The organism is Ruegeria sp. O6, from assembly GCF_056535045.1.
The window spans coordinates 66,662-85,442 of the sequence record NZ_JBQERM010000013.1 but is presented as its reverse complement, the minus strand read 5'-3'; the positions used below and the strand labels follow the sequence as shown (position 1 = coordinate 85,442).

Sequence of the window (18,781 nt, the reverse complement as noted above, 5' to 3'; positions counted from 1 at the left end):
TTCGCGAATATCATGTTCTTGGTGAATTTTCCTGACCCACCTGAGATTTGCGACCATGCGTCATACATTCAGCTCGACACGGGCTCCGATAAAATATCTAAAGATTTCAGCTACTTGGCTTTCGGGCGCCGCGCATATCGCAGTAGACAGCCCATCTGCGATCACCGCGTCAGGGGCAGAAACCGAAACCGTTCTGTCCCGGTTTGCAGGCCCGTCCGGGGTGATGATGTGGCCCAAACCCTGTCCCAGCTGCGTCCCCAGCGACGATGATGTCGCGACCGCGCGGTCACGCAGCGCGACCCGTTTCAAAACCCGCTGGTCCGGCGCGACCAACCCGACTTTCCAGGGGGCGCCGTCGCCTCGCGCACCCAAGGCGGCAACCTCTCCCATATCGACCAGAACATCACGCAAACCAAAGCCACGCAGCAGCGCGGCGATCCGATCCGTGATCGCTCCTTGGGCGATTCCGTTCAGCGTCAGGGCCGACTGGCCCGGCACCGGCAGCCGCACCGACGCAGCATCGAAAGACACCCGTTCCCAACCCACAGCAGCGCGGGCGGCAGCCAGATCTCCGGGGCCTGCCCCTGTTGCCAAAGCATACCACAGGGGCTGAATGCTGGGATCGAAAGCGCCGCCGGAGGCCTGATGCAGCGCACTGCTCAGGCTCAGCACATTCAACAGCTCAGGCGCGGGTGCGGTCAAAACACCGTCGCGGTTCAGGCGGCTCAGCTGTGACTGCGGACGGTACAGGCTGAAGATATCCTCCAGCCGGGTCACCTCACCCTCGACGGCGGCAATGATCGGTGCGGCCTCGACATCCGCCAGCCCAACCAGCCGCAGGCTGGCCGCAGCCCCAAGGGCTGTGCCGCGCCAATGCGCGTCCGAAGCCATGGCCGGGGTGGCCGCACAGGCAGCTGAAATGATCAGAAAACGGCGACGGGACAGGGCGGTCATACGGGGGTCTCCAATGTCAGATCAAGATCGACAGGGCCAAGCACTTCGGCGTCGGGAATGTCGGGCAGGCGCATCGCGGTCCCGCCATAGGTCTCCGCGAAAACCCGCGCATCGGCAGGATCAGCAAAGGGCACCACTTCGCGCGCCCCCATGCCACCTGCCACATCGGCACCAACGACAAAAGTCGCACCATCCGCAGCGATCCAGTTCGAAATCCCTGGCTGCCGCCAGCTTGGCGCGACACCCATATCGCTGACATATATGGCAGTGATATCCGCATCGCGCTCGGGGCTTTTCAGATAGGCCACCATGTCCCGCACCTGCGCGAAAAACAGCGGGGCCGGATAGCCTTCCAGATGAACCTGCCCCTTGGGGCCGCCATGCTCGGTGACATTCATCTGACAGAAATAGCTCAGCGCATCGGGTGTCAGGTCGACCGGGTCAGGGGCCTCGGCCAGCTCTTCCTTGCAGGCCGCCAGTGCGAGCAATGCGATCAGGGCAAGGCGTCTCATGGCTCGACCCTCCGGAAAGCCAGCCGGGCGAGGGCAAAGCCCAGCACCGGCCAGATCAGCAGCGACGCGGGTGCGGCCCAGACCGGCAGCGCCTGTGCGGCCCCGGTCATGCCCGAAGCCATGGCCACGCCTTCCGTCGCGGCGATGTTCCACAAACGGAACGCGTCGGCCGGGTTGGCCACCATCACCCATGGAAAGACGGATTGGGTGAATGCGCCGCCCTTGTCCATGACGACGGCCCCCAACAGGCCCAGATCATAAAGGACGACAAAAACCAGCCAAAGCCCGGCCGACAGACCCGCTGCCGCCGTGGCGCCCCTCGCCAAAGCGGACAGCAGGTATCCAAGCGCCAGAAACACGGCGCCCAGCAGGATCGAGGTCAGGATAAGTCGCACCAGCGCCATCAGGCTTTCCGGCCCCGCACCACCAAAGAACGCGGCTACCGCGCCTGCGGTGCCAAAACCCACGGTCATGGCAAAGGCCAGCGCGGCCAGATGGGCGCAGAACTTGCCCAACAGGATTTCCCCGCGTCCAGCCGGATAAGACAGCAGCAGCGACAGGCTGCCCCGGTCCACATCGCCCGCGATGGCATCGAAGGAAATCATCAGCGCCAGCAAAGGCGCAAGGTAAACCGACAGCGTGGTCATCGACGCGACCGAAACGGTCAGCATATCAACACCCAATGTGCCGGTGGGCGCGCTGCCCGCAAAGGTCAGCGCCAAGGCGAACAGCACCATGATCAGCGTGGCAACCAGCAGCCAGCGGTTGCGGCGCAGGATCAGCATTTCAGTTCGGGAAATGGCAAGGAAGCGGGTCATGTCCTCTCCTCCTGTGCGTAGTGGCGATAAAGGTCCTCCAGCTTGGGCGGTGTCATTTCCACATCCGCCACCGCATCGCCCAATCCGGCGATCCGGCGCAGGGCCTCCATCTTGTCTTCGGGTGTGCACAGCAGCTCGACCGATGCGCCGTTGATCCGGTTGCCGCCCAGTTCGGCGGCCAGGGCATCCGCATTGGCGGTGGCGCGCACCTTCAGGCGGATCGGCAGACCGGCCAGCGCCGACAGGTTGTTCAGCGTGTCATCGGCCACCATCCGACCCTTGCGCATGATGGCGATCCGGTCGGTGCGCGCCTCAACCTCGGTCAAGGCATGGCTGGCAATCAGCACGGCGGTACCCTGCGCGGCCAATTCGTCAATAATGGCATAGAGGTCCTGCCGCGAGATCGGGTCCAGGCCCGATGTCGGCTCATCCAGCAGCGCCACTTTCGGCTGTCCCAGCAGCACCTGCGCCAGCCCCAGTCGTTGCCGCATCCCCTTGGAATAGGCACCGATCCGGCGGTCCAATGCGTCGCTCAGGCCAACGCGCTCCAGCAGGCCGGGAACATCGGCTTTTGACCCGGACAGTTTTGCAAACAGCGTCAGCTGCTCGCGCCCGGTCAACGCCGGGTGAAACGAGACCGCCTCGGGCAGATAGGCCGTATCCCGTCGCGCCTGCGCGCTGCCGGGGGTGGCACCCCCGATCCGAATGGCTCCGTCCCGAATGGGCGTCAGGCCAAGGATGGATTTGATCAGGGTCGACTTTCCCGCGCCGTTATGGCCCAGCAGCGCCACGCGCTGACCGGGGGCAAGGGACAGGGTGATATCGTCAAGAACGCGGGTTTTCCCCCGGTTCTTGCTGACATGGTCAATTGACAGGGCCTTATCCGTCATGAGGCACCTTTTTCATAGCTGGGGGTTCAGGGGCTTGCATCAATGGGTTGCTGTCCATCACACCCCCCGGCAACAGTGCCGGGAAGGCCGATTGCGACCAGCGCACCAGCTGCACGGCAGGCGAGCCGAGCAGCAATTTGGCTGCGGGTTGGGTCCACAGCACATGGTCCATACTGTCATTGGGTCGATAGGGGACATCGGCGATACCGTTGCCATCCACATCATAGGCGGCAAAATCGGACCAGTAATTGCCGCGCCCGTCTTCGGACCACTCGACCCACTTGGTCGAGACGTATTTCACCTGCGTCCGGTTTCCGATGAATGAATTGCCAACAATGCGGTTGCGTTCGCTGCCAGCGGTAAAGTGGATACCGATGCCACATCCCTCGAACCAGTTGTCGGTGAATTCGTTCTTGTTCGAGTTATACAGGAAGGTGCACTTTTCCTTGGCACCTTTCACGACATTGCCGGTGATGACGCTCTTGTTGGCATAGTTCAGCATCACGCCATGTTCGCGGTCCCCGATCGAGACATTGTTGGCGACCCGCACATTGGTCGTGAACATCACCGCATAGCCCAGATCGTTGCCGATCGAGACATTGTCGCTGACGACCGAGTCGTCGGCATACATGTAGTGAACGGCAAACCGCAGATCGCGGAACAGGTTGCCGGTAAAGGTGTTCTTCTTGGACGAATTCACAAAGATCCCGTCGCGGCCATAGCGGATGTCATTGCCTTCAACCACCGCACCCGGCGCGTTCCAGACATAGACACCATTGCCGCGCGCGTTCATGTGGCGATCCTGCCGCCCTTCAATCCGGTTGCCGCGCACGATGCTGTCCTTCGCACCGTGGATGTCGATGCCGTAAAGATTGCCCAGCAGCACGTTATCCTCGACCACCGGCGCGCGCGCCGTCTTGGTCAGCTGGATGCCGCTGTCGATCCCGTCATGGTCCGAGCCTGATCCGATCACAGTCAGCCCGCGCAGGGTCACGCCCGGCCCGGTCACTGTGATCACGCTGCCTTGGCCTTGTCCGTCGATGGTGGCCTGTCCCAGCCCGTCGAGGGTCACGGGCCGGTCCAGAACCAACTGCTCGACGTAAACGCCGGGGCTCAGGCGAAGGGTGTCCCCATCCGCCGCCTGCGCCAGTATCTCGTTGATGGCCCCCGCCCGGTTGGGCACATCCCAGTCCGCCGCCCAAAGGGGCGAGCCGAGCAGGAGCGGTATGAGCAGGGGCCAACGCATGTTTATGCGCTCCGCGGCTCAACAAACATCCGGCCGCGCATCTCCATGTGCAGCGCGTGACAGAACCACTGGCAATAGAACCAGTGCACGCCCGGACGGTCTGCAATGAACGTGACCGAGGCGGTGGCCTGCGGTGCAACTTCCATCGCGATACCGAAGTTCGACAGGCAGAAGCCGTGGGTCACATCATCCACGTCGTCCAGGTTGGTGACATAAACGGTCACCTCGTCACCCTGCTTGACGGTGAACTTCTCCATGCTGAACACGGGCGCGGTCGAGGTCATGTAGACCCGCACCTTGTTGCCATCCCGGATCGGTTCCTCGGCACCTTCGTCCAGATCGACACCGTCAGCGGCAGCCTGCGCACGCGCCTCTTCCCACATCGGGTCGTTGCGGTCCCAGACATTGACCGGGTTCACCTTGGACCGGTGAACAATGATCGAGTCATGCGGCTCGGCAAAGGTCGGGCCGTCATGGACCACCTTCATCTTGTCGCCGGAAATATCGATCAGCTGCTCATTCTCGGGCTTCAGAGGACCCACGTTCAGGAAGCGGTCTTTCGAGAACTTGTTCATCGAAATCAGCCACTTGCCATCAGCTTCGGCAGTTTCACCCATCGAGGTCGAGTTGTGGCCCGGCTGGTAATGCACGTCGACCTTGTCGACGATCGGGTCAACATCGGCACCCGCATAGGCCTCGATCGCCTTGGCGATGTCCCACTTCACCACCTGGCTGTCCAGGAACAGGGTGGTATAGGCGTTGCCCTTGCCGTCGAACGCCGTGTGAAGCGGGCCAAGACCCAGCTGCGGCTCGGCGACAACAGCGGAACGCGGATCGGCGTTTTCGCTGAACAGCGCATCGACCTTTTCCACATCGATCACGGATACAGTCGGCGACAGCTTGCCGTTGATCATGATGTGTTTCTTGTCGGGTGCCGCATTCACACCGTGTGGCGAGTTCGGGATCGGGATGTACCGGGTCAGGTTTCCACCCGCCTCTTTACGCCCGTCCACGACCTTGACGCCGTTCAGTTCCTGATAGTTCCCGGCCGCTACGGCTTCTTCGATACCTTTGAGGTTGAACACGACCACATGGTCCAGCTCGTTCTCGGTCATCTCGGCCAGGTTCATACCCATTTCCGAGTTATACGAGGTCGAGAAGGCGTATTTGCCCTGATAGTCGCAGTCGGTGTTGTCGAGGTTGCCCGACACCATCACCTGCCATGCAACTTCCATGCTGTCGCCGTCGATGGCGGTAAAGATGTTCACATATTGCGACGGATCATCAAGGATCTGGCCGTCATTGACCAGCGGGGCCTCGTGCTCACCATTGGCAAAGACATAGCCGGTGCGCGGGAATTTCTGCGGACGCAGGCCGTGGATGTCATGCGCGTTCGGGATCTCGATGATCTTGTCGCATTTCATCACGTCACAACGCACACGGGCCACGCGGGTGTTGGCCTTGTCGTTCATGAACAGATAACGGCCATCATAGGTGCCGTCGGTGAACGACATATGCGGGTGGTGCAGGTCGCCGTTGTCATAGGTGACCTTGCCGTTTGCAGCCAGGAATTCCTTGGTTTCAGGCAGCAGGCCTTCGGTCAGAACCTTCAGCGACTCGTTGGTCTGGCCCCAGCCCGTGGCCGAGCAGCGGTTGAACACCGGCACCCGCATCAGCTCGCGCATGGACGGCACGCCCAGAATGCGCAGCTCGCCAGTCTGGCCCGACGACCAGAAGCCGTAATATTCGTCCAGCTGGCCCGGTTCCAGATGCTGCTTGGCGGCAGCGCTGGCCTCTTTCGCGGTCATCAGGGTCGATCCCAGACCGGTCCCGGCGATGACGGCACCGGTGGCAGTGGCCCCCAGCATTCCGCGGCGCGTGATGTTCAGTTTGTTTTCTTGGTCCGACATGGTCGTTCCTCCTTTTTAGGAAACGGTTTTCGGTTTGGCGTTCGGATGGTTCGCCGGTGGTTGCCCGAGGGGGGTCTTAGGTGTGACCGACCCGGTCTTGGCCCGCCGTTTCAGTTGGCGGATAACGACGGGACATTTGTCCTCGGACTGATAGAGCACCTGACAATGCAGGCAGGTGACGCACTCGTTCGGATTGATCTCACCGGTGGGGTGGATCGCCTGAACGGGGCATTCATTGGCGCAGGTCTGACAGGGCGTGCCACAATCGTTGTAGCGGCGCAGCCAGTCGAACATGCGGATACGGGCAGGGATCGCCAGCGCTCCGCCCAGCGGGCAAAGATAGCGGCAATAGAACCGTTCAACGAACAGCCCGATCCCCAGCAGGACCAGCGCAAAGACCACAAACGGCCAGTCGCGCATGAACTTCAGAATGATCGCGGTCTTGAACGGCTCGATCTCGGCATATTGCTCGGCCAGCGGGATCGATACGAAACTCAGGCCAAAAAGGCCCAGAAAGATCATGTATTTCGCAGGCCACAGGCGCTCGTTCAGACCCCAGGGCAAAGTCCATTGCGGCACTTTCAGCGCCCGTGCGATCTTGTTGGTCAGCTCCTGAAGCGCGCCAAACGGGCACAGCCAGCCGCAATAGGCCCCACGACCCCAGAACAGCAGGGCGGCGGCCACGGCAAACCACTGGATAAAGACCAGCGGATCCAGCAGGAACGCATCCCACGAGAACCCCGTGCGCAAACTGCCCGCCAGCGCCATCAGGTTCACCACGCTCAGCTGTGCATTGGCATACCAGCCGATGAAGAACAGGGTTATCGTCAGGTACCCGATGCGGAACCAGTAGAAGACGCGCGCATTCATCGTGGCGTGGAACTGGAAGAAGAACGTGGCCGTCAGCACCAGCAGCATGACACCAAGCCCGGCGATCTCGACGGTGCGATCCTTCCAGATGCGCTGCCACAGGGCGGCCTTGGCGGCCGCTTCGCCTGTTGCATCATCCACGACCGAAGGCGCGGTGACGGGCAACAGGTACTGTTCCGGCAGTTTGTATCCCAGATCGAAGGTCAGAAAGGTCTTTTCAACCGCCCCGACGGCACGCTGCACCAGCAATTGCAGGCGGAACGGCTCGGCCGGGTCAAACTCGGCATCAGCGGGAATCTTGAAGATATCCAATTCGGTAAAGCTGGGGGCATCTGGCGCGGCAACCTCACCCAGACGGCGCTGCTGCTTGTCAAAGAACCGCACCGAGCTGTCGCCCTGGATCAGTTGAATCCGGTCAAAGATCCCACCCCGGACATAGCCCGAGCCCTTGAAGCTATAGGCCCCGCGCCCCAGAACCAGAATGGCCTGTTCACCTTCGTCCAGCCAGTTGGTCAGGTTCTGGTATTCAGCCTCACCCAGCAGCGACTTGCCGATAGACGGGACCGAAACAAGCGCCATGTGCATGTCGATGAAGGTGTCATCCGGCTCGCCCGGTTCGGGTCGCTTGATCGCGCGCTGATCCCCGGTGGCTTCAAAGGCAGCATTGACCTGCCCGACATCCAGCGTCATCCGCCGGACCGAGCCGTCTCCAGACAATGTGGTCCAGTCGTAAACCGCATCCTGCGCCAAATCGACTTCGCGCTGGGGACCTCCAGCCTGTACCGGAGACAATCCGCCCAGCCCCAGCGCGCGGGCCACTTTGATCCCTCCGCGCACAAGGCTGTCATCGATCACCATGATCGTCACGGTCGCACCCGAGATAATGTCTAGGTCATGCCCCTCACCCCCGGTTTCGACTTCTCGTTTCAGGTCAAGGCCCGCATAGCCTTCGGTCAGTTCAACCATCCGGGAATTGGGAATGCCGATCAGCACGATGGGTTCGGAATGCTTGACCAGCTGAACACCGGTCAGAACAGCGTCTGCGTCGATGGCAGCAACCACGTGAATGGGTTTGCCGGAATAGCCGGTCGTTCCGACAAAGTCCGAAGTGAGAAAAGCCCACGCGATGGTCTCGCCACCCCGAAGGACCGGGGCAACCTTCACGTCGCTGCGTACCGGGCCAAACGCGTCGGCACCCGGGGCCAGGTCAGCCGGATTGATGTCAGGAAGAAAGCTGGCAAGACTGTCGGCGCGTGCACTGATTGCAACACTGCAGGACAGAACGAGGGCCAGAAGGAAATGGATTGCGCGACTTACGACCACGGCGCACCTCCGATCAATTGGGTGGACGCCATGGACGCGCGCGGGGCGCGTTCAGATTCTTCTCGGGTCGCAAACGGGGGCCCCCGGGTTTCGGGCCACAGGTGTTTGGGGCTGTACAAAATGCACTGCCCCCCATGTTCAAAGCGTACGTTTTGAACATTTACGACGCTTGCGGGCTGCAAAGCGCCCGGCATCGGTGCTGACACCGTCACCGCACAAAGCGCACAGTCCGCGCATTTCGGGCAGGGCGCGGTTGGATCGTTGTCGCCTTCTTCTTCAAGGTCAACTTGAACCCAGACCGCGCCCGCCTCCGAGCAGATCTCCACCCACATGCTCTCACCGGGACTCGCCAGAACCGGGCCAAGCATTTGCAACAACAGAAGGAAAATGCCTGCCAGTCCACACGCCGCGCGTGATGCGCGAACAGGGAGGGTGTGGAAGGAGTTAAAGGCAGGCATGGAGAATCCAACTCGGTATTCTTTCCCGAGTCGTAGGCGGTTTTCCCTGTCCGATACTTGACTTTCGTCAGGCCTTTGGAATTTCCCTTCAGCCGTCCGCTTCGTCCATCAACCCACGCACCCATCGCCCTGCCAACCAGGACGCGGGTATGCCTAAAGGTATTGACCAAAGGATTGCCGGAACCGGTCCAATCACCCCGAAACCGGCGCTGTGCAGGATCAGACCGGCCAGAAACAGGTTGATGGCCACGGTCAACATGGTGGCTGGATAAAGCAGAATTGCCAGTTTCCAGACCGGCCATTTGCCTTCAGTGGCTGGTGCCTTCCGAGAAGGTGATTTTGTTCCAGACATTGTACTTCCCAGACGGTTTTCGCATCGGCAGGCGGCGCACTTCTTCCAGCGTCTGCGCGTCATAAACGATCACCGCGCCGTCATCTTCCCAGATTGATACAAGCGCGTGGCGGCCATCCTTTGTGAACTCGACATGTGCCACGGTCTTGCCCGGGGCAGGGCGCAAAGTCCTTACGATTTCAAGACTTTGCTTGTCGATCACATGCATGGCATCCTTGTTGGGGCCAAAGAAGACATCGGCCCAGACGTAAGGCGAATTTTCATGGCTCCGCATGAAGAAGCCCGGCCCTTCGGTCTTGATCCGCTTGACGGTTTCCCAAGTCTCCATGTCGATCACCGATACCGTGCCGTCGGTCAGATGCGGTGTGGCCATAACGGTCGTATCGCCATGTTTCCACGTAATTCCCGAGCCCAGATGCGGCATCCCCGGCAAGTCCAGATCGGCCACCTTGTGCCCAATAACAAGGTCGATCACCTGTCCGCCCTTGCCATCGCGCGCGGCACCCATGACGTATTCATAGCTTTGATCGAAAAAGAAATCGTCCAGATAGTCGGGCGTGGTGATCTTGCGCACCGGGAAGGGGTCAGGGTTCTTGAACTGCCCTTCGATGCGGAAGTCGTGACCCAACCCGGATTGCGGCGGGTTGGCTCCGTAAAAGACCTCCCAGATCTCGGGAACATCCTTGAGCGCCAGAACAAAGCTCTCGCGCGGGGGGGCCTGATACACCGCGGATACGCGGCTGGATTTCCCCGCTTTTCCTTTGATCGCAATGACTTTTGCCACCGACAGGTCTTCGGTCGACAGCAGGGTCAGACTGTTTGGCAGATAATTCGCAACGGCCAGCCACTTGCCGTCACCGGACATTGCGATGTTTCGGCTGTTAAGCCCCGCCCGTACGCGCCCCACCTGTTGCAGGGCCCAGATGTCGTATTTCTGAACCCAGCCATCCCGGGACATGATGAAAACGTAACGCCCATCCGGGCTGAACTTCGGCCCGCCGTGAACCGCGAAGGGTGTCTCGAACCGGTCCAAAACCTCAAACGTGTCACCATCCAGCACGCTGACATGATGATCCCCGGTTTCGACCACCAGGGTGATGTTCATCGGGTCACTTGACCACACTGGCGCATCAACCGGGACATAACCGTCATCCAGCGTGCGGCTGTCCATAATATGGGCCTCGCCCCATTCGGGGTCGGTTTCCAGCGGTGATTTCAACCAGCCGGCCAGCTCTTCAATCTGCAAAGCATCGAGTTCGTGCGAGAAAGCAGGCATTTGCGTCGCCGCGCGCCCTTCCGCAATCACCGCCGCGATACGCGGCCCACGCATGCGCTGCAGCGTCTCTGGGATCAGTGCCGGACCCACACCGCCCAGGCGGTTTTCACCGTGGCAGGACGCACAATGCTCGGCATAATCCGTTGGTGCATCCGCCCAGGCACCACCGGCGCCCAGTACAGAACACATCAACACGACCTTCATCTTTTCAAAAATACTCCCGCCGGAGGCTCCGTTACGTGTCTCTGGCGCCCATGTCGAAGGCTCAAAGCAGACAGGATCAAAAGAACTGATGCGCCGGATCATGGCTTTTCCCCCGGAACGGCGTGACCCGCAGACGCTCGCCTGCGTCGTCAACACCGATTTCTTCGTTTGTCAGGTAACAGGCCGGATCTTCGGCCCAGGGATCACCGGTCAGTTGCAGGGCCCGGATGCGGGTGTTGCCACCGCAGACATCCTTTAGCTCACAGGCCCCACAGCGCCCCTTGAGGGGGCGCGGACGCGTGCGCAGCATGGCCAGCATCGGATCGTCGCTGGTCCAAAGCTCGGAAAACGATGTCGTCTTGACGTTGCCGACTGTGTAATCAGACCAGTAGGTGTCAGGATGGACCCGGCCCAGATTATCGATATTGGCCACACCCAAACCGCTGGAATTTCCTCCCCAAGCGGCCAGATGCTCGCGGACATGCGCAGCCTTGTCAACGTCGAAATGCGCACGAATCCAGTTCAGAAAATACCCCGCATCTGCGTCATTGTTGCCGGTTACGATGTCCAGCGGGCGACCGCCCGAGGCAGCCTCCCACGCGCGCTCCAACAGCAGATCCATTCCCTTGCGGGTGCGCTGATGCTCGGCATCTTCACCACGGTTCTTGTCACCACGCCCGGCATAAACCAGGTGCGACAGGTAAAACTTGTCGACGCCCTCGTCATCGCATAGCTGAAGCAGGTCCGGCAGGTGATGCTGCGTGCCTTCGGTCAGGCAGAACCGCAAGCCAACCTTGATGCCGCGCCTCTTGCATTCGCGCACACCGCGCAGGGCGTCGGCAAAAGCCCCTTCAACACCGCGGAACCAGTCATTCGTGGCCCCGATCCCATCCAACGAGATGCCAACGTAGTTGAAACCAACGTCGGCAATCATGTCGGCTGTTTCATCATGAATGCGTGTCCCGTTGGTCGACAGCGCCAGCATCGGCACAATGTCGCGCGCACGTTTGGCAATGTCGAAGAAATCGAACCTGTCCAGTGGTTCCCCACCCGAGAGGATCAGGGCCGGGACGCGAAACTGGCCCAGATCCTCAAGGGTTACCATGGCTTGCTCGTGGCTGAGCTCGCCCGGGAACGCAACATCCGCCGAGACGGTGTAGCAATGACGACACTTCAGATTGCAGCGCCGCGTCAGGTTCCAGATTACAACCGGTTTCACAGGACCGGGGCGGCGTTTTCGCACCGGGGTCGGTTTGACCAGCTGGTGCATGTATTCGGTCAGGCGGAACATCGTCTCAGCCTTTCTTTTTCAGGCGCAGCCCGGTCTTTTTCAGGATGCGCGTGGAATAGAGGATATCCTTGGCCCGGCAGGCATCACCCAGGATCATAGTGATCTGGGCGCGTTTTTCCTCGACTTCATCCCGATCCGATCCGTGAACCATGGCAAACAGATTGTAGGGCCAGTCGGGCAGGGCGCGCGGGCGTTCATAGCAATGGGTGACAAAGGGTAGAGCACCGATCTGAGCGCCCAATTCGGCGATGCGGTCATCTTCGACATCCCAGACAGTCATGCCGTTCGAGGTCATGCCAAGCTTGTAGTGGTTGGGGGCGGCCGCGATGCGGCGGATTACGCCGCGCGCTTTGAGGGCTGACAGCCTCTCAAGCAGATCGGCTTCCTGCATCCCCAGATCATCAGCAACCTGAGCATATGGGGCAGAAACCAGAGGCAATCCGCCCTGTAGCGCTTGGATAATCTGTCTGTCTGTTGCGTCGATCATGCCGCCACCCGAAAGCCGATGTAGAATTCCTGAAGTTTGGGGAAACAAAGAACCTCGATCCCCGTTTCCCGTTCGATTGCATCGGCTGTGGCCCTGATTCCTTCGGGCGTTTCAGTGGCCAGTACGAACCACATGTTCAGCCGGTGCGTGCGTTCATAATTATGGGCGACCTCGGGGTGTGCATTGACTTTGGTCACGACGGCTTCAAATTCCCCGGCTGGAACGGCCATCGCGCAGAGGCAGAAGGCACCGCCCATTGCAGCGGCATCGAAGAACGGCCCAAAACGTGTGATGACGCGTGTCTCTTTCATGCGCGTCAGGCGCGCCAGCAATTCGGCCTCGGACAGGTCAAGTTCTTTGGCGACTGTTGCGTAAGGATGTGAAACCAGTGGCAGATCGTCCTGCATACGGTTCAGGATCGCACGGTCAGTTTGGTCCAGCGTCATGCGGCGACCTCTTTGGTTTGAATCAGTGCACCGGTCTGCTTGAAACAGCGGGTAGAGAACAGAACCTTGTTCCGTGCACCTGTCAGTTCGGACAGGGTCGTCGCACGGGCCAGTACGTCCAAAGCTTCGCTGCGGGACCGCGCGTGGATCATGGAATACAGGCGATATGGCCACACATCGGGCACCGGGTTGCGCTCGTAACACAAGGTCACCCCTGGGAAAGCGGCCAAAGCGGGGCCAGCGATGTCGATCTGCTCTGCCGGCAGGTCCCAGACCACCATCGCATTGGCCGACCAGCCAAGCGCCCGGTGACGTACGATGACGCCCAGCCGCGAGATGATACCGGCCGAATGCAACGCGATGACTCGCGCCATCACATCATCAACGTCCCGGTTCAGTGAATGTGCCAAATCTGCATAGGGTTCAGCGACCAGAGACAGTCCCGAACTCAGCGTCTGCAGTAGACACCGATCACCCTCGCGCATCGCAGTTGCATCCACCTGGCGTGCTGTAGGCACGGTTTTGACCCCGCCGATCATGCGGAACCCAAGATCAACGTTGAAAGGGCGCACCAGCCGCAAATCCAGCACCCGCAGCCCGGTGACCCGGCTGATCCGTGCGAGGGTAGCATCCACATGCGCCCGATCCGGGCCGGTTGCAACGAACCAGAGGTTCCAGGTATCCTCACGCTGATAATTGTGGTTTACACCCGGTTCGGCGTCGATCAGGGCGGCGACCTCTTCCAGCCGCTCCTCCGGGACGGACACTGCCGCCAGCGTACTGGCCGTCACCACGCCGGGCGTGATGGTTGCGCCAACCCGCGTGATGCGACCCGTAGTGCGCATTCTTGAAAGGCGGTGGATGACTTCGCTTTCGTCAAGTCCAAGTGCGTTTCCAAGAACCTGAAACGGGCGTTCGGTCACCGGGAAATCGCGCTGAAATTCATCCAGCAAGCGGCGGTCGATCGGGTCTGTAATGTGTTGCATGACTTACAGACCCGTCTTGTGCGCACGCGCGGTAAAGAAGATACCCGAAGGGCTTTCGGCCTCGATCTCGCGCAGCTTTTCAAAACTATGCGTGTCATAAACCATGACCTTGTTCGCATCGCGCACACTGATCCAAACCTCGTGCCCGCGCGGCGTGAATTCCATGTGCAAAACGGCCGGGCCGGGCTTGAATTCGTGGATGATCTGTTTGCTGACGGTATCGATGACCTGAATGGTATCGTTCAGCGGGTGGGCAAAGTTAACCCAGACCTGCCGCCCGTCCGGGCGGGCCATGGCAAAGACCGGCTGTCCGTAGGTTTGCGTGCGTCCGGTCTCGGTCAGGGTGGTGGAGTCGATCCACAAAACCTCGTGGTGGCCAACGGCGGGCAAGGCAAATTCGGACCCTGTCAGCGCCCAACCTTCCAGATGGGGCATCTTGTAGACCGGCATTTCCTCCTGACCACGGCCATAGCCGGGTAGAACGCGGATCGGTTCCGGGTTGTCGGACCACAGATCAAGCGCGGTCAGACCATCCTCGCCAAACAGGCCGGTGATATAGGTGCGGCCATTGGCAGTGATCAGCGCGTCATAAGGGTTCTTGCCGATATCGGGGATCTTGGTGATCTCGGGCGCGCCTTGTGCGAAATCCGCGATCCATGTCTCACCCGTGTCCCACATTGTGAAAACGAAACGGCGACCCGGCGCGTCGACCAGACCAATCGTTTTGCTGCCGGTGGGAATGTCAGCCACCATCTCCAGCGTTTGCGCATCAAACACGCGCACACCGCCGGGTTCGTAATTCGATACCGCTACAAGGGCGCCATCGTCCGAGATTGCGCCGCCAATGGCGTTTCCGGACTGCACAACACGGTTCACGATCTGGCGGGTGACAATGTCAACCTTGGTCAGGCCTCCGTCGCGGCCAAAGACATAGGCAAAACGTTCATCCGGTGAATAGACCAACGAGGCGTGGGACAGATCGCCCAATCCTTCTATCCGGGCCAGAGCTGCACGGTCGGACTGGTCCACCAACAGGACCGATCCGCTGGCACGTTCGATCACCAGCCCAAGGTCTCCTGTTGCCATCGGCTCGGCCTGGGCCGTGGTCATCATCAATGTCGCCGCAAGGCTGAGGATAAGGTGTTTCATTGTGCCTCCTGTTCCAGCAGGTATCGGGCAATCCATTCGGCCTCTTCTTCGCTGATCAGGGGCCGCCACGGGGGCATCGCCGTATCGGGGATGCCGTCAAGGATGACGCCGGTCAAAACCTCGGCGTCATAATGCTCCAGTGTTTTCGAGCGCAGATCAGGCCCCAGGCCGCCTTTCAGTGATAACCCGTGGCACGAGCCGCAATCCTGATGCACAAGTCTTTTCAGTGCGTTGGGATCAATGACATCGGCAGCAAAGGCGGACGTTGCGGCCAGAACCGCAGTTGTCAGAAAGGTTCGGGCAACCCACCCCTTGTGGCCGGGCACATTTCTGTTCGGCGCGGGACGCGGCACACGATTTCTGCACCCTAGCTTAGCCATGAGCCCGTTCCAGAATGTTCGCCACGGGCTGTTCGGCGTAGAGTGAGACAACTTTGCCGATGATGAAAAGCGTTGGTGCCTTCAACCCGGAGGTGCGCACGTCGTTGGCCAATTGGTCCAGCCGTGACACCAGCCGGCGTTCATCGGGTGTCGTCGCATTTCCGATGGCCAGAACCGGTGTTGATCCCGGTAGGTTTTCGGTCATCAGCCCCATGGCGATCTGGCCGATATTGGCCACACCCATATAGACCACCAGTGTCGTGTCCGGGTCGGCCAGGCGTTTCCAGTCCAGATCCAGCACTTTGTCTGCCTGCCGGTGTCCGGTAACATATTGAACCGAGGTGGCCAGACCGCGATGGGTCAGCGGCACGCCGGTCGAGCAGGACGCGCCCTGCGCCGCCGTTATCCCCGGTGCGTATTCGACCGCCACGCCATGGGCCATCAGATAAGCGGCTTCTTCCGAGCCGCGGCCAAAGATCATCGGATCGCCACCTTTCAGACGGGCGACCGTGTGACCTGCGCTGGCCTCTTCCAGAAGGATTTCGTTGATCCGGTCCTGTGGGACGGTGTGGCATTTGGGCGCTTTCCCAACAGGGATCAGCCGCGCGCCTTCGGCGTGCAGATTCAGGATATCAGCAGACACCAGCCTGTCATAGACCACCACATCTGCTTCCTGCAGCATTCGCAGGGCACGCAGCGTCATCAGTTCGGGGTCGCCGGGGCCTGCACCAATCAGAAAAACCTTACCGCTCATGTTCAAACTCGCTGGGTCTGAATGTCTTCGAAACCCGGGGTTTCCTGCGCGAATCCAATGCTTTTGCGGGACGTTGCTGGGTAGGCCGGGCGTGTCATGAAGGCAGATTGGCGCAATCGAAAACCAACCTCCTTGACATAAGTTAAGGAGCGCGGGATTTGCGCCCGCGCCCCTTAATTCAGCCTGTAAGTACACCTAAAATCAGGGCTCGACAGTGATCATCCCGATCATGTTCTGTGTCTCCCAGTGGGGTCCGCAGAGATAATCCTGAGGGCCCGGTGTCAGGAAAGTCATTTCAACCGTTTCTTCCGGGAACAACCGATCGCTTTCGGGTTCGCTGCCATCTTTCAGCAACACACTGTGGCTGGTGCGCTTGTCGACATTCACCCATCGGACAGTTGTACCTGCCTTTACTGTCAGCTCGAACGGGCAGAAATTGTAGTTGTACATCAAAACCACCTTGGCGTCCTCGACCGAGGCCGAGGGGTGGCCGAACAGTTCGACATAACGCTCTTCGGCTTCGGCGCAGATCTCGGCGGTTTCATCTGACCAGGCTGGCGCGGCAAGAAGCAGCAGCGCGGGAAGAAGGCGGTGGGGTTTCATGGTCCATGTCTCCTTTCCAAAGTAATTGGGGCCGGGAGAACCGGCCCCAAACTGTTATTGCTTGACCACGTTGATAAACGCGCTGTCGTCGTCGAGCGCTAGGCTGGTATCCAGCGTTACGTGGTGGAACCGTGCGGCGGCAAAGTCATCATGGATTGCAAAACCGACCGTATAGGTTTGACCGGCCTCCAGCGGGACATCGCCGGGTGCGCCCGAGTTCAGCGGACGTGTGAAAACAACCGTCCACATGCCACCAGACAGGTTTGCCGAGGCTGCAATCTCACCATCATTGACCACCCGCTGTTCCAGCAGATAACCATTTGTGGCGCTGCCGTCCGCGTAGACACGCATCAGGTCAAGATAGGTGCCGTCAGCCAGATACTGCTCGATTTGTTCGGTGGCCTGCAACTTGTCCCAACCGCCCAAAGCCTTGCCGCCTCGACCTTTGATCTCGATCTCGGTGCGGCTTTCGCTGAGGTACTTGGTCACGGTGTCCTGAGCGGTCAGGCGACCGGAAACATCCCCGTTTGCGGCAATTGCATCGGCCTCAGGCGCAAAGGGCATATAGGTGTTGTCGGCGTGGCACGACGCCCAGCACCCGACCTGATCGCCCAGCTCGATACCGGTTCCGGTGATCATCATAGCGACCTTGATCTGGTTTTCAGGATCCATTTTGCCGCCATCGACAAACGGAGCAGGGTTGTGCCCCGCATCCGGCCATTGCAGACGGATGTACAGGTTTTCGTCATCATGTGCCGCCTGAACGGTTGCGTCGATCACACCGCGTTTGCCGGGGATCGGAGTGGGTTCCAGCTCGCCACCGGCAACGATCTTGTTACCAATCGCATCCAGTTCCTTGGCATGACAGGTCGAACATTGATCACCACCTTTGGTCAGCGGGCGGGCCCCGCCATGGGTTTTTCCGTTCTGCACCCATTCAAATGACGCCTGGCCTGGGTAGAACAGTTTCAGGTCCGCACTAGCCACCGCATTCCAGTCGATGTTGGCACCAACATCGCCGCTTTCACTGCTGGCAGGTGTTGCAGACCCATCGGTTGCAGCCGTTGCCCGCTCTTCCGCGACAGCGGCGTCAACTGCTGCCGCAATCTGGGCCTGAACGGCCTCCTGCTGGGCTTTCTTTGCAGCTTTCTCAGCCTCGGCCTCGGCAGCTTCCTTGGCTTCGATCCGTTCAAGGCTGGCAAGGTATTCTGGCGGAATTGGTCGAATGAAGGCCGGATTTGGCGCTTCAAGCTCTTCCAGATATTCGTCGGATGCGCGGTCTCGGATGTTCGAGTGTGCAATGCCCTTGTGGCAGTCGATACATGTCTGACCGGTTTCCATTGCGTTCAGGTGCTGCTGACGCGCACGGGGACGCTGGAATTCGGGCATCATCGATTCAAAGTCATGGCAGTTTCGACATTCACGCGAGTCCGTCGATTTCATCCTCTCCCACTCATTCATGGCAAGATGAATGCGCTTGGCTTCGAATTTCTCGCGGGTGTTGATGGTGCCGACCATCTTTCCATAAAGCTCTTTCGAGGCTTTTATTTTTCGAATGATCTTATGGGTCCAGTCCTTGGGCACGTGACAGTCCGAGCAGACCGCACCAACGCCCGACCGGTTCACGTCGTGGATCGTGCCCTGGTATTCCGCATAAACAAAATCCCGCATCTCGTGGCACGAGACACAGAATTCCTTGGTATTCGTGGCTTCCATGGCGGTGTTGAACCCACCCCAGAAGATGATGCCGGCGGCGAAAGCCGCAGCAATACCGGCCACGGGCATTCCCCACAGGAAATACCGGCGCCAGATCGGTTTTTTCTTATCCGGTTCGGAAGTCATATCCGGGCTCCGTTTTGGCTGTCTTGTCTG

18 protein-coding genes are annotated in these 18,781 nt (G+C 60.0%); all 18 read right to left on the bottom strand.

Annotated features, from left to right (window positions below; translation table 11 throughout):
* Nucleotides 1–60: 60 nt before the first annotated feature.
* Nucleotides 61–954 carry an FAD:protein FMN transferase gene (locus tag ACR0DY_RS15870; protein ID WP_480546658.1) on the bottom strand — a complete coding sequence of 298 codons (894 nt, stop codon included), beginning with the start codon at nucleotides 952–954 and terminating at the stop codon, nucleotides 61–63.
* Nucleotides 951–1,466, bottom strand: coding sequence for a nitrous oxide reductase accessory protein NosL (locus ACR0DY_RS15865; RefSeq protein WP_480539709.1), 516 nt, complete (start codon nucleotides 1,464–1,466; stop codon nucleotides 951–953). Before ACR0DY_RS15865 ends, ACR0DY_RS15870 begins: the two co-directional genes overlap by 4 nt.
* The gene (locus tag ACR0DY_RS15860; protein WP_480484300.1) at nucleotides 1,463–2,284 is read right to left on the bottom strand and encodes an ABC transporter permease; all 822 of its coding nucleotides are present in this window, start codon (nucleotides 2,282–2,284) and stop codon (nucleotides 1,463–1,465) included. The genes ACR0DY_RS15865 and ACR0DY_RS15860 overlap by 4 nt, the downstream gene beginning before the upstream one ends.
* Complete coding sequence (locus ACR0DY_RS15855) at nucleotides 2,281–3,174, bottom strand: ABC transporter ATP-binding protein (protein WP_480546660.1); 894 nt, start codon at nucleotides 3,172–3,174, stop codon at nucleotides 2,281–2,283. Before ACR0DY_RS15855 ends, ACR0DY_RS15860 begins: the two co-directional genes overlap by 4 nt.
* Entirely contained in the window at nucleotides 3,164–4,420 is a 1,257-nt protein-coding gene (locus ACR0DY_RS15850; RefSeq protein WP_480539705.1) for a nitrous oxide reductase family maturation protein NosD, read from the bottom strand. Before ACR0DY_RS15850 ends, ACR0DY_RS15855 begins: the two co-directional genes overlap by 11 nt.
* Nucleotides 4,421–4,422: 2 nt before the next feature.
* A complete protein-coding gene (nosZ, locus tag ACR0DY_RS15845; RefSeq protein WP_480898689.1) occupies nucleotides 4,423–6,330 on the bottom strand; it encodes a TAT-dependent nitrous-oxide reductase in 1,908 nt (635 codons plus the stop codon).
* A 15-nt stretch (nucleotides 6,331–6,345) separates the two neighbouring features.
* On the bottom strand, nucleotides 6,346–8,523 hold the full coding sequence (locus ACR0DY_RS15840) for a 4Fe-4S binding protein (RefSeq protein ID WP_480898686.1): 2,178 nt from the start codon (nucleotides 8,521–8,523) through the stop codon (nucleotides 6,346–6,348).
* Nucleotides 8,524–9,069: 546 nt separating this feature from the next.
* Nucleotides 9,070–9,333 carry a hypothetical protein gene (locus tag ACR0DY_RS15835; protein ID WP_209507042.1) on the bottom strand — a complete coding sequence of 88 codons (264 nt, stop codon included), beginning with the start codon at nucleotides 9,331–9,333 and terminating at the stop codon, nucleotides 9,070–9,072.
* Nucleotides 9,290–10,813 carry a cytochrome D1 domain-containing protein gene (locus ACR0DY_RS15830; RefSeq protein WP_480546664.1) on the bottom strand — a complete coding sequence of 508 codons (1,524 nt, stop codon included), beginning with the start codon at nucleotides 10,811–10,813 and terminating at the stop codon, nucleotides 9,290–9,292. Before ACR0DY_RS15830 ends, ACR0DY_RS15835 begins: the two co-directional genes overlap by 44 nt.
* Before the next feature lie 76 nt (nucleotides 10,814–10,889).
* Nucleotides 10,890–12,104, bottom strand: coding sequence for a heme d1 biosynthesis radical SAM protein NirJ (gene nirJ / locus ACR0DY_RS15825; protein ID WP_480484306.1), 1,215 nt, complete (start codon nucleotides 12,102–12,104; stop codon nucleotides 10,890–10,892).
* A gap of 4 nt (nucleotides 12,105–12,108) precedes the next feature.
* Nucleotides 12,109–12,591 carry a siroheme decarboxylase subunit beta gene (gene ahbB / locus ACR0DY_RS15820; protein WP_480484307.1) on the bottom strand — a complete coding sequence of 161 codons (483 nt, stop codon included), beginning with the start codon at nucleotides 12,589–12,591 and terminating at the stop codon, nucleotides 12,109–12,111.
* The gene (locus tag ACR0DY_RS15815) at nucleotides 12,588–13,037 is read right to left on the bottom strand and encodes an Lrp/AsnC family transcriptional regulator (protein ID WP_480477381.1); all 450 of its coding nucleotides are present in this window, start codon (nucleotides 13,035–13,037) and stop codon (nucleotides 12,588–12,590) included. Before ACR0DY_RS15815 ends, ahbB (ACR0DY_RS15820) begins: the two co-directional genes overlap by 4 nt.
* Complete coding sequence (gene ahbB, locus ACR0DY_RS15810; protein ID WP_480488730.1) at nucleotides 13,034–14,023, bottom strand: siroheme decarboxylase subunit beta; 990 nt, start codon at nucleotides 14,021–14,023, stop codon at nucleotides 13,034–13,036. Before ahbB (ACR0DY_RS15810) ends, ACR0DY_RS15815 begins: the two co-directional genes overlap by 4 nt.
* 3 nt (nucleotides 14,024–14,026) lie before the next feature.
* The gene (locus ACR0DY_RS15805) at nucleotides 14,027–15,172 is read right to left on the bottom strand and encodes a cytochrome D1 domain-containing protein (RefSeq protein ID WP_480484309.1); all 1,146 of its coding nucleotides are present in this window, start codon (nucleotides 15,170–15,172) and stop codon (nucleotides 14,027–14,029) included.
* Entirely contained in the window at nucleotides 15,169–15,552 is a 384-nt protein-coding gene (locus ACR0DY_RS15800; RefSeq protein ID WP_480484310.1) for a c-type cytochrome, read from the bottom strand. Before ACR0DY_RS15800 ends, ACR0DY_RS15805 begins: the two co-directional genes overlap by 4 nt.
* Nucleotides 15,545–16,306: a uroporphyrinogen-III C-methyltransferase gene (cobA, locus tag ACR0DY_RS15795; RefSeq protein ID WP_480484311.1), complete on the bottom strand. Its 762-nt coding sequence runs from the start codon at nucleotides 16,304–16,306 to the stop codon at nucleotides 15,545–15,547. Before cobA ends, ACR0DY_RS15800 begins: the two co-directional genes overlap by 8 nt.
* Before the next feature lie 201 nt (nucleotides 16,307–16,507).
* Nucleotides 16,508–16,909: a cupredoxin domain-containing protein gene (locus ACR0DY_RS15790; RefSeq protein WP_480484312.1), complete on the bottom strand. Its 402-nt coding sequence runs from the start codon at nucleotides 16,907–16,909 to the stop codon at nucleotides 16,508–16,510.
* Between the two features lie 54 nt (nucleotides 16,910–16,963).
* Entirely contained in the window at nucleotides 16,964–18,751 is a 1,788-nt protein-coding gene (locus ACR0DY_RS15785) for a NapC/NirT family cytochrome c (protein WP_480898683.1), read from the bottom strand.
* Nucleotides 18,752–18,781: the final 30 nt, after the last annotated feature.

Excerpts from the sequence above, each read along its gene's own strand:
- ACR0DY_RS15865 (WP_480539709.1), bottom strand. The coding sequence starts at position 1,466 with ATGAGACGCCTTGCCCTGATCGCATTGCTCGCACTGGCGGCCTGCAAG.
- ACR0DY_RS15855 (WP_480546660.1), bottom strand. The coding sequence starts at position 3,174 with ATGACGGATAAGGCCCTGTCAATTGACCATGTCAGCAAGAACCGGGGG.
- nosZ (WP_480898689.1), bottom strand. The coding sequence starts at position 6,330 with ATGTCGGACCAAGAAAACAAACTGAACATCACGCGCCGCGGAATGCTG.
- ACR0DY_RS15790 (WP_480484312.1), bottom strand. The coding sequence starts at position 16,909 with ATGAAACCCCACCGCCTTCTTCCCGCGCTGCTGCTTCTTGCCGCGCCA.
- ACR0DY_RS15805 (WP_480484309.1), bottom strand. The coding sequence starts at position 15,172 with ATGAAACACCTTATCCTCAGCCTTGCGGCGACATTGATGATGACCACG.
- ACR0DY_RS15850 (WP_480539705.1), bottom strand. The coding sequence starts at position 4,420 with ATGCGTTGGCCCCTGCTCATACCGCTCCTGCTCGGCTCGCCCCTTTGG.
- ACR0DY_RS15835 (WP_209507042.1), bottom strand. The coding sequence starts at position 9,333 with ATGTCTGGAACAAAATCACCTTCTCGGAAGGCACCAGCCACTGAAGGC.
- ACR0DY_RS15815 (WP_480477381.1), bottom strand. The coding sequence starts at position 13,037 with ATGACGCTGGACCAAACTGACCGTGCGATCCTGAACCGTATGCAGGAC.
- ACR0DY_RS15785 (WP_480898683.1), bottom strand. The coding sequence starts at position 18,751 with ATGACTTCCGAACCGGATAAGAAAAAACCGATCTGGCGCCGGTATTTC.
- ACR0DY_RS15870 (WP_480546658.1), bottom strand. The coding sequence starts at position 954 with ATGACCGCCCTGTCCCGTCGCCGTTTTCTGATCATTTCAGCTGCCTGT.
- cobA (WP_480484311.1), bottom strand. The coding sequence starts at position 16,306 with ATGAGCGGTAAGGTTTTTCTGATTGGTGCAGGCCCCGGCGACCCCGAA.
- ahbB (WP_480484307.1), bottom strand. The coding sequence starts at position 12,591 with ATGATCGACGCAACAGACAGACAGATTATCCAAGCGCTACAGGGCGGA.
- nirJ (WP_480484306.1), bottom strand. The coding sequence starts at position 12,104 with ATGTTCCGCCTGACCGAATACATGCACCAGCTGGTCAAACCGACCCCG.
- ahbB (WP_480488730.1), bottom strand. The coding sequence starts at position 14,023 with ATGCAACACATTACAGACCCGATCGACCGCCGCTTGCTGGATGAATTT.
- ACR0DY_RS15830 (WP_480546664.1), bottom strand. The coding sequence starts at position 10,813 with ATGAAGGTCGTGTTGATGTGTTCTGTACTGGGCGCCGGTGGTGCCTGG.
- ACR0DY_RS15800 (WP_480484310.1), bottom strand. The coding sequence starts at position 15,552 with ATGGCTAAGCTAGGGTGCAGAAATCGTGTGCCGCGTCCCGCGCCGAAC.
- ACR0DY_RS15860 (WP_480484300.1), bottom strand. The coding sequence starts at position 2,284 with ATGACCCGCTTCCTTGCCATTTCCCGAACTGAAATGCTGATCCTGCGC.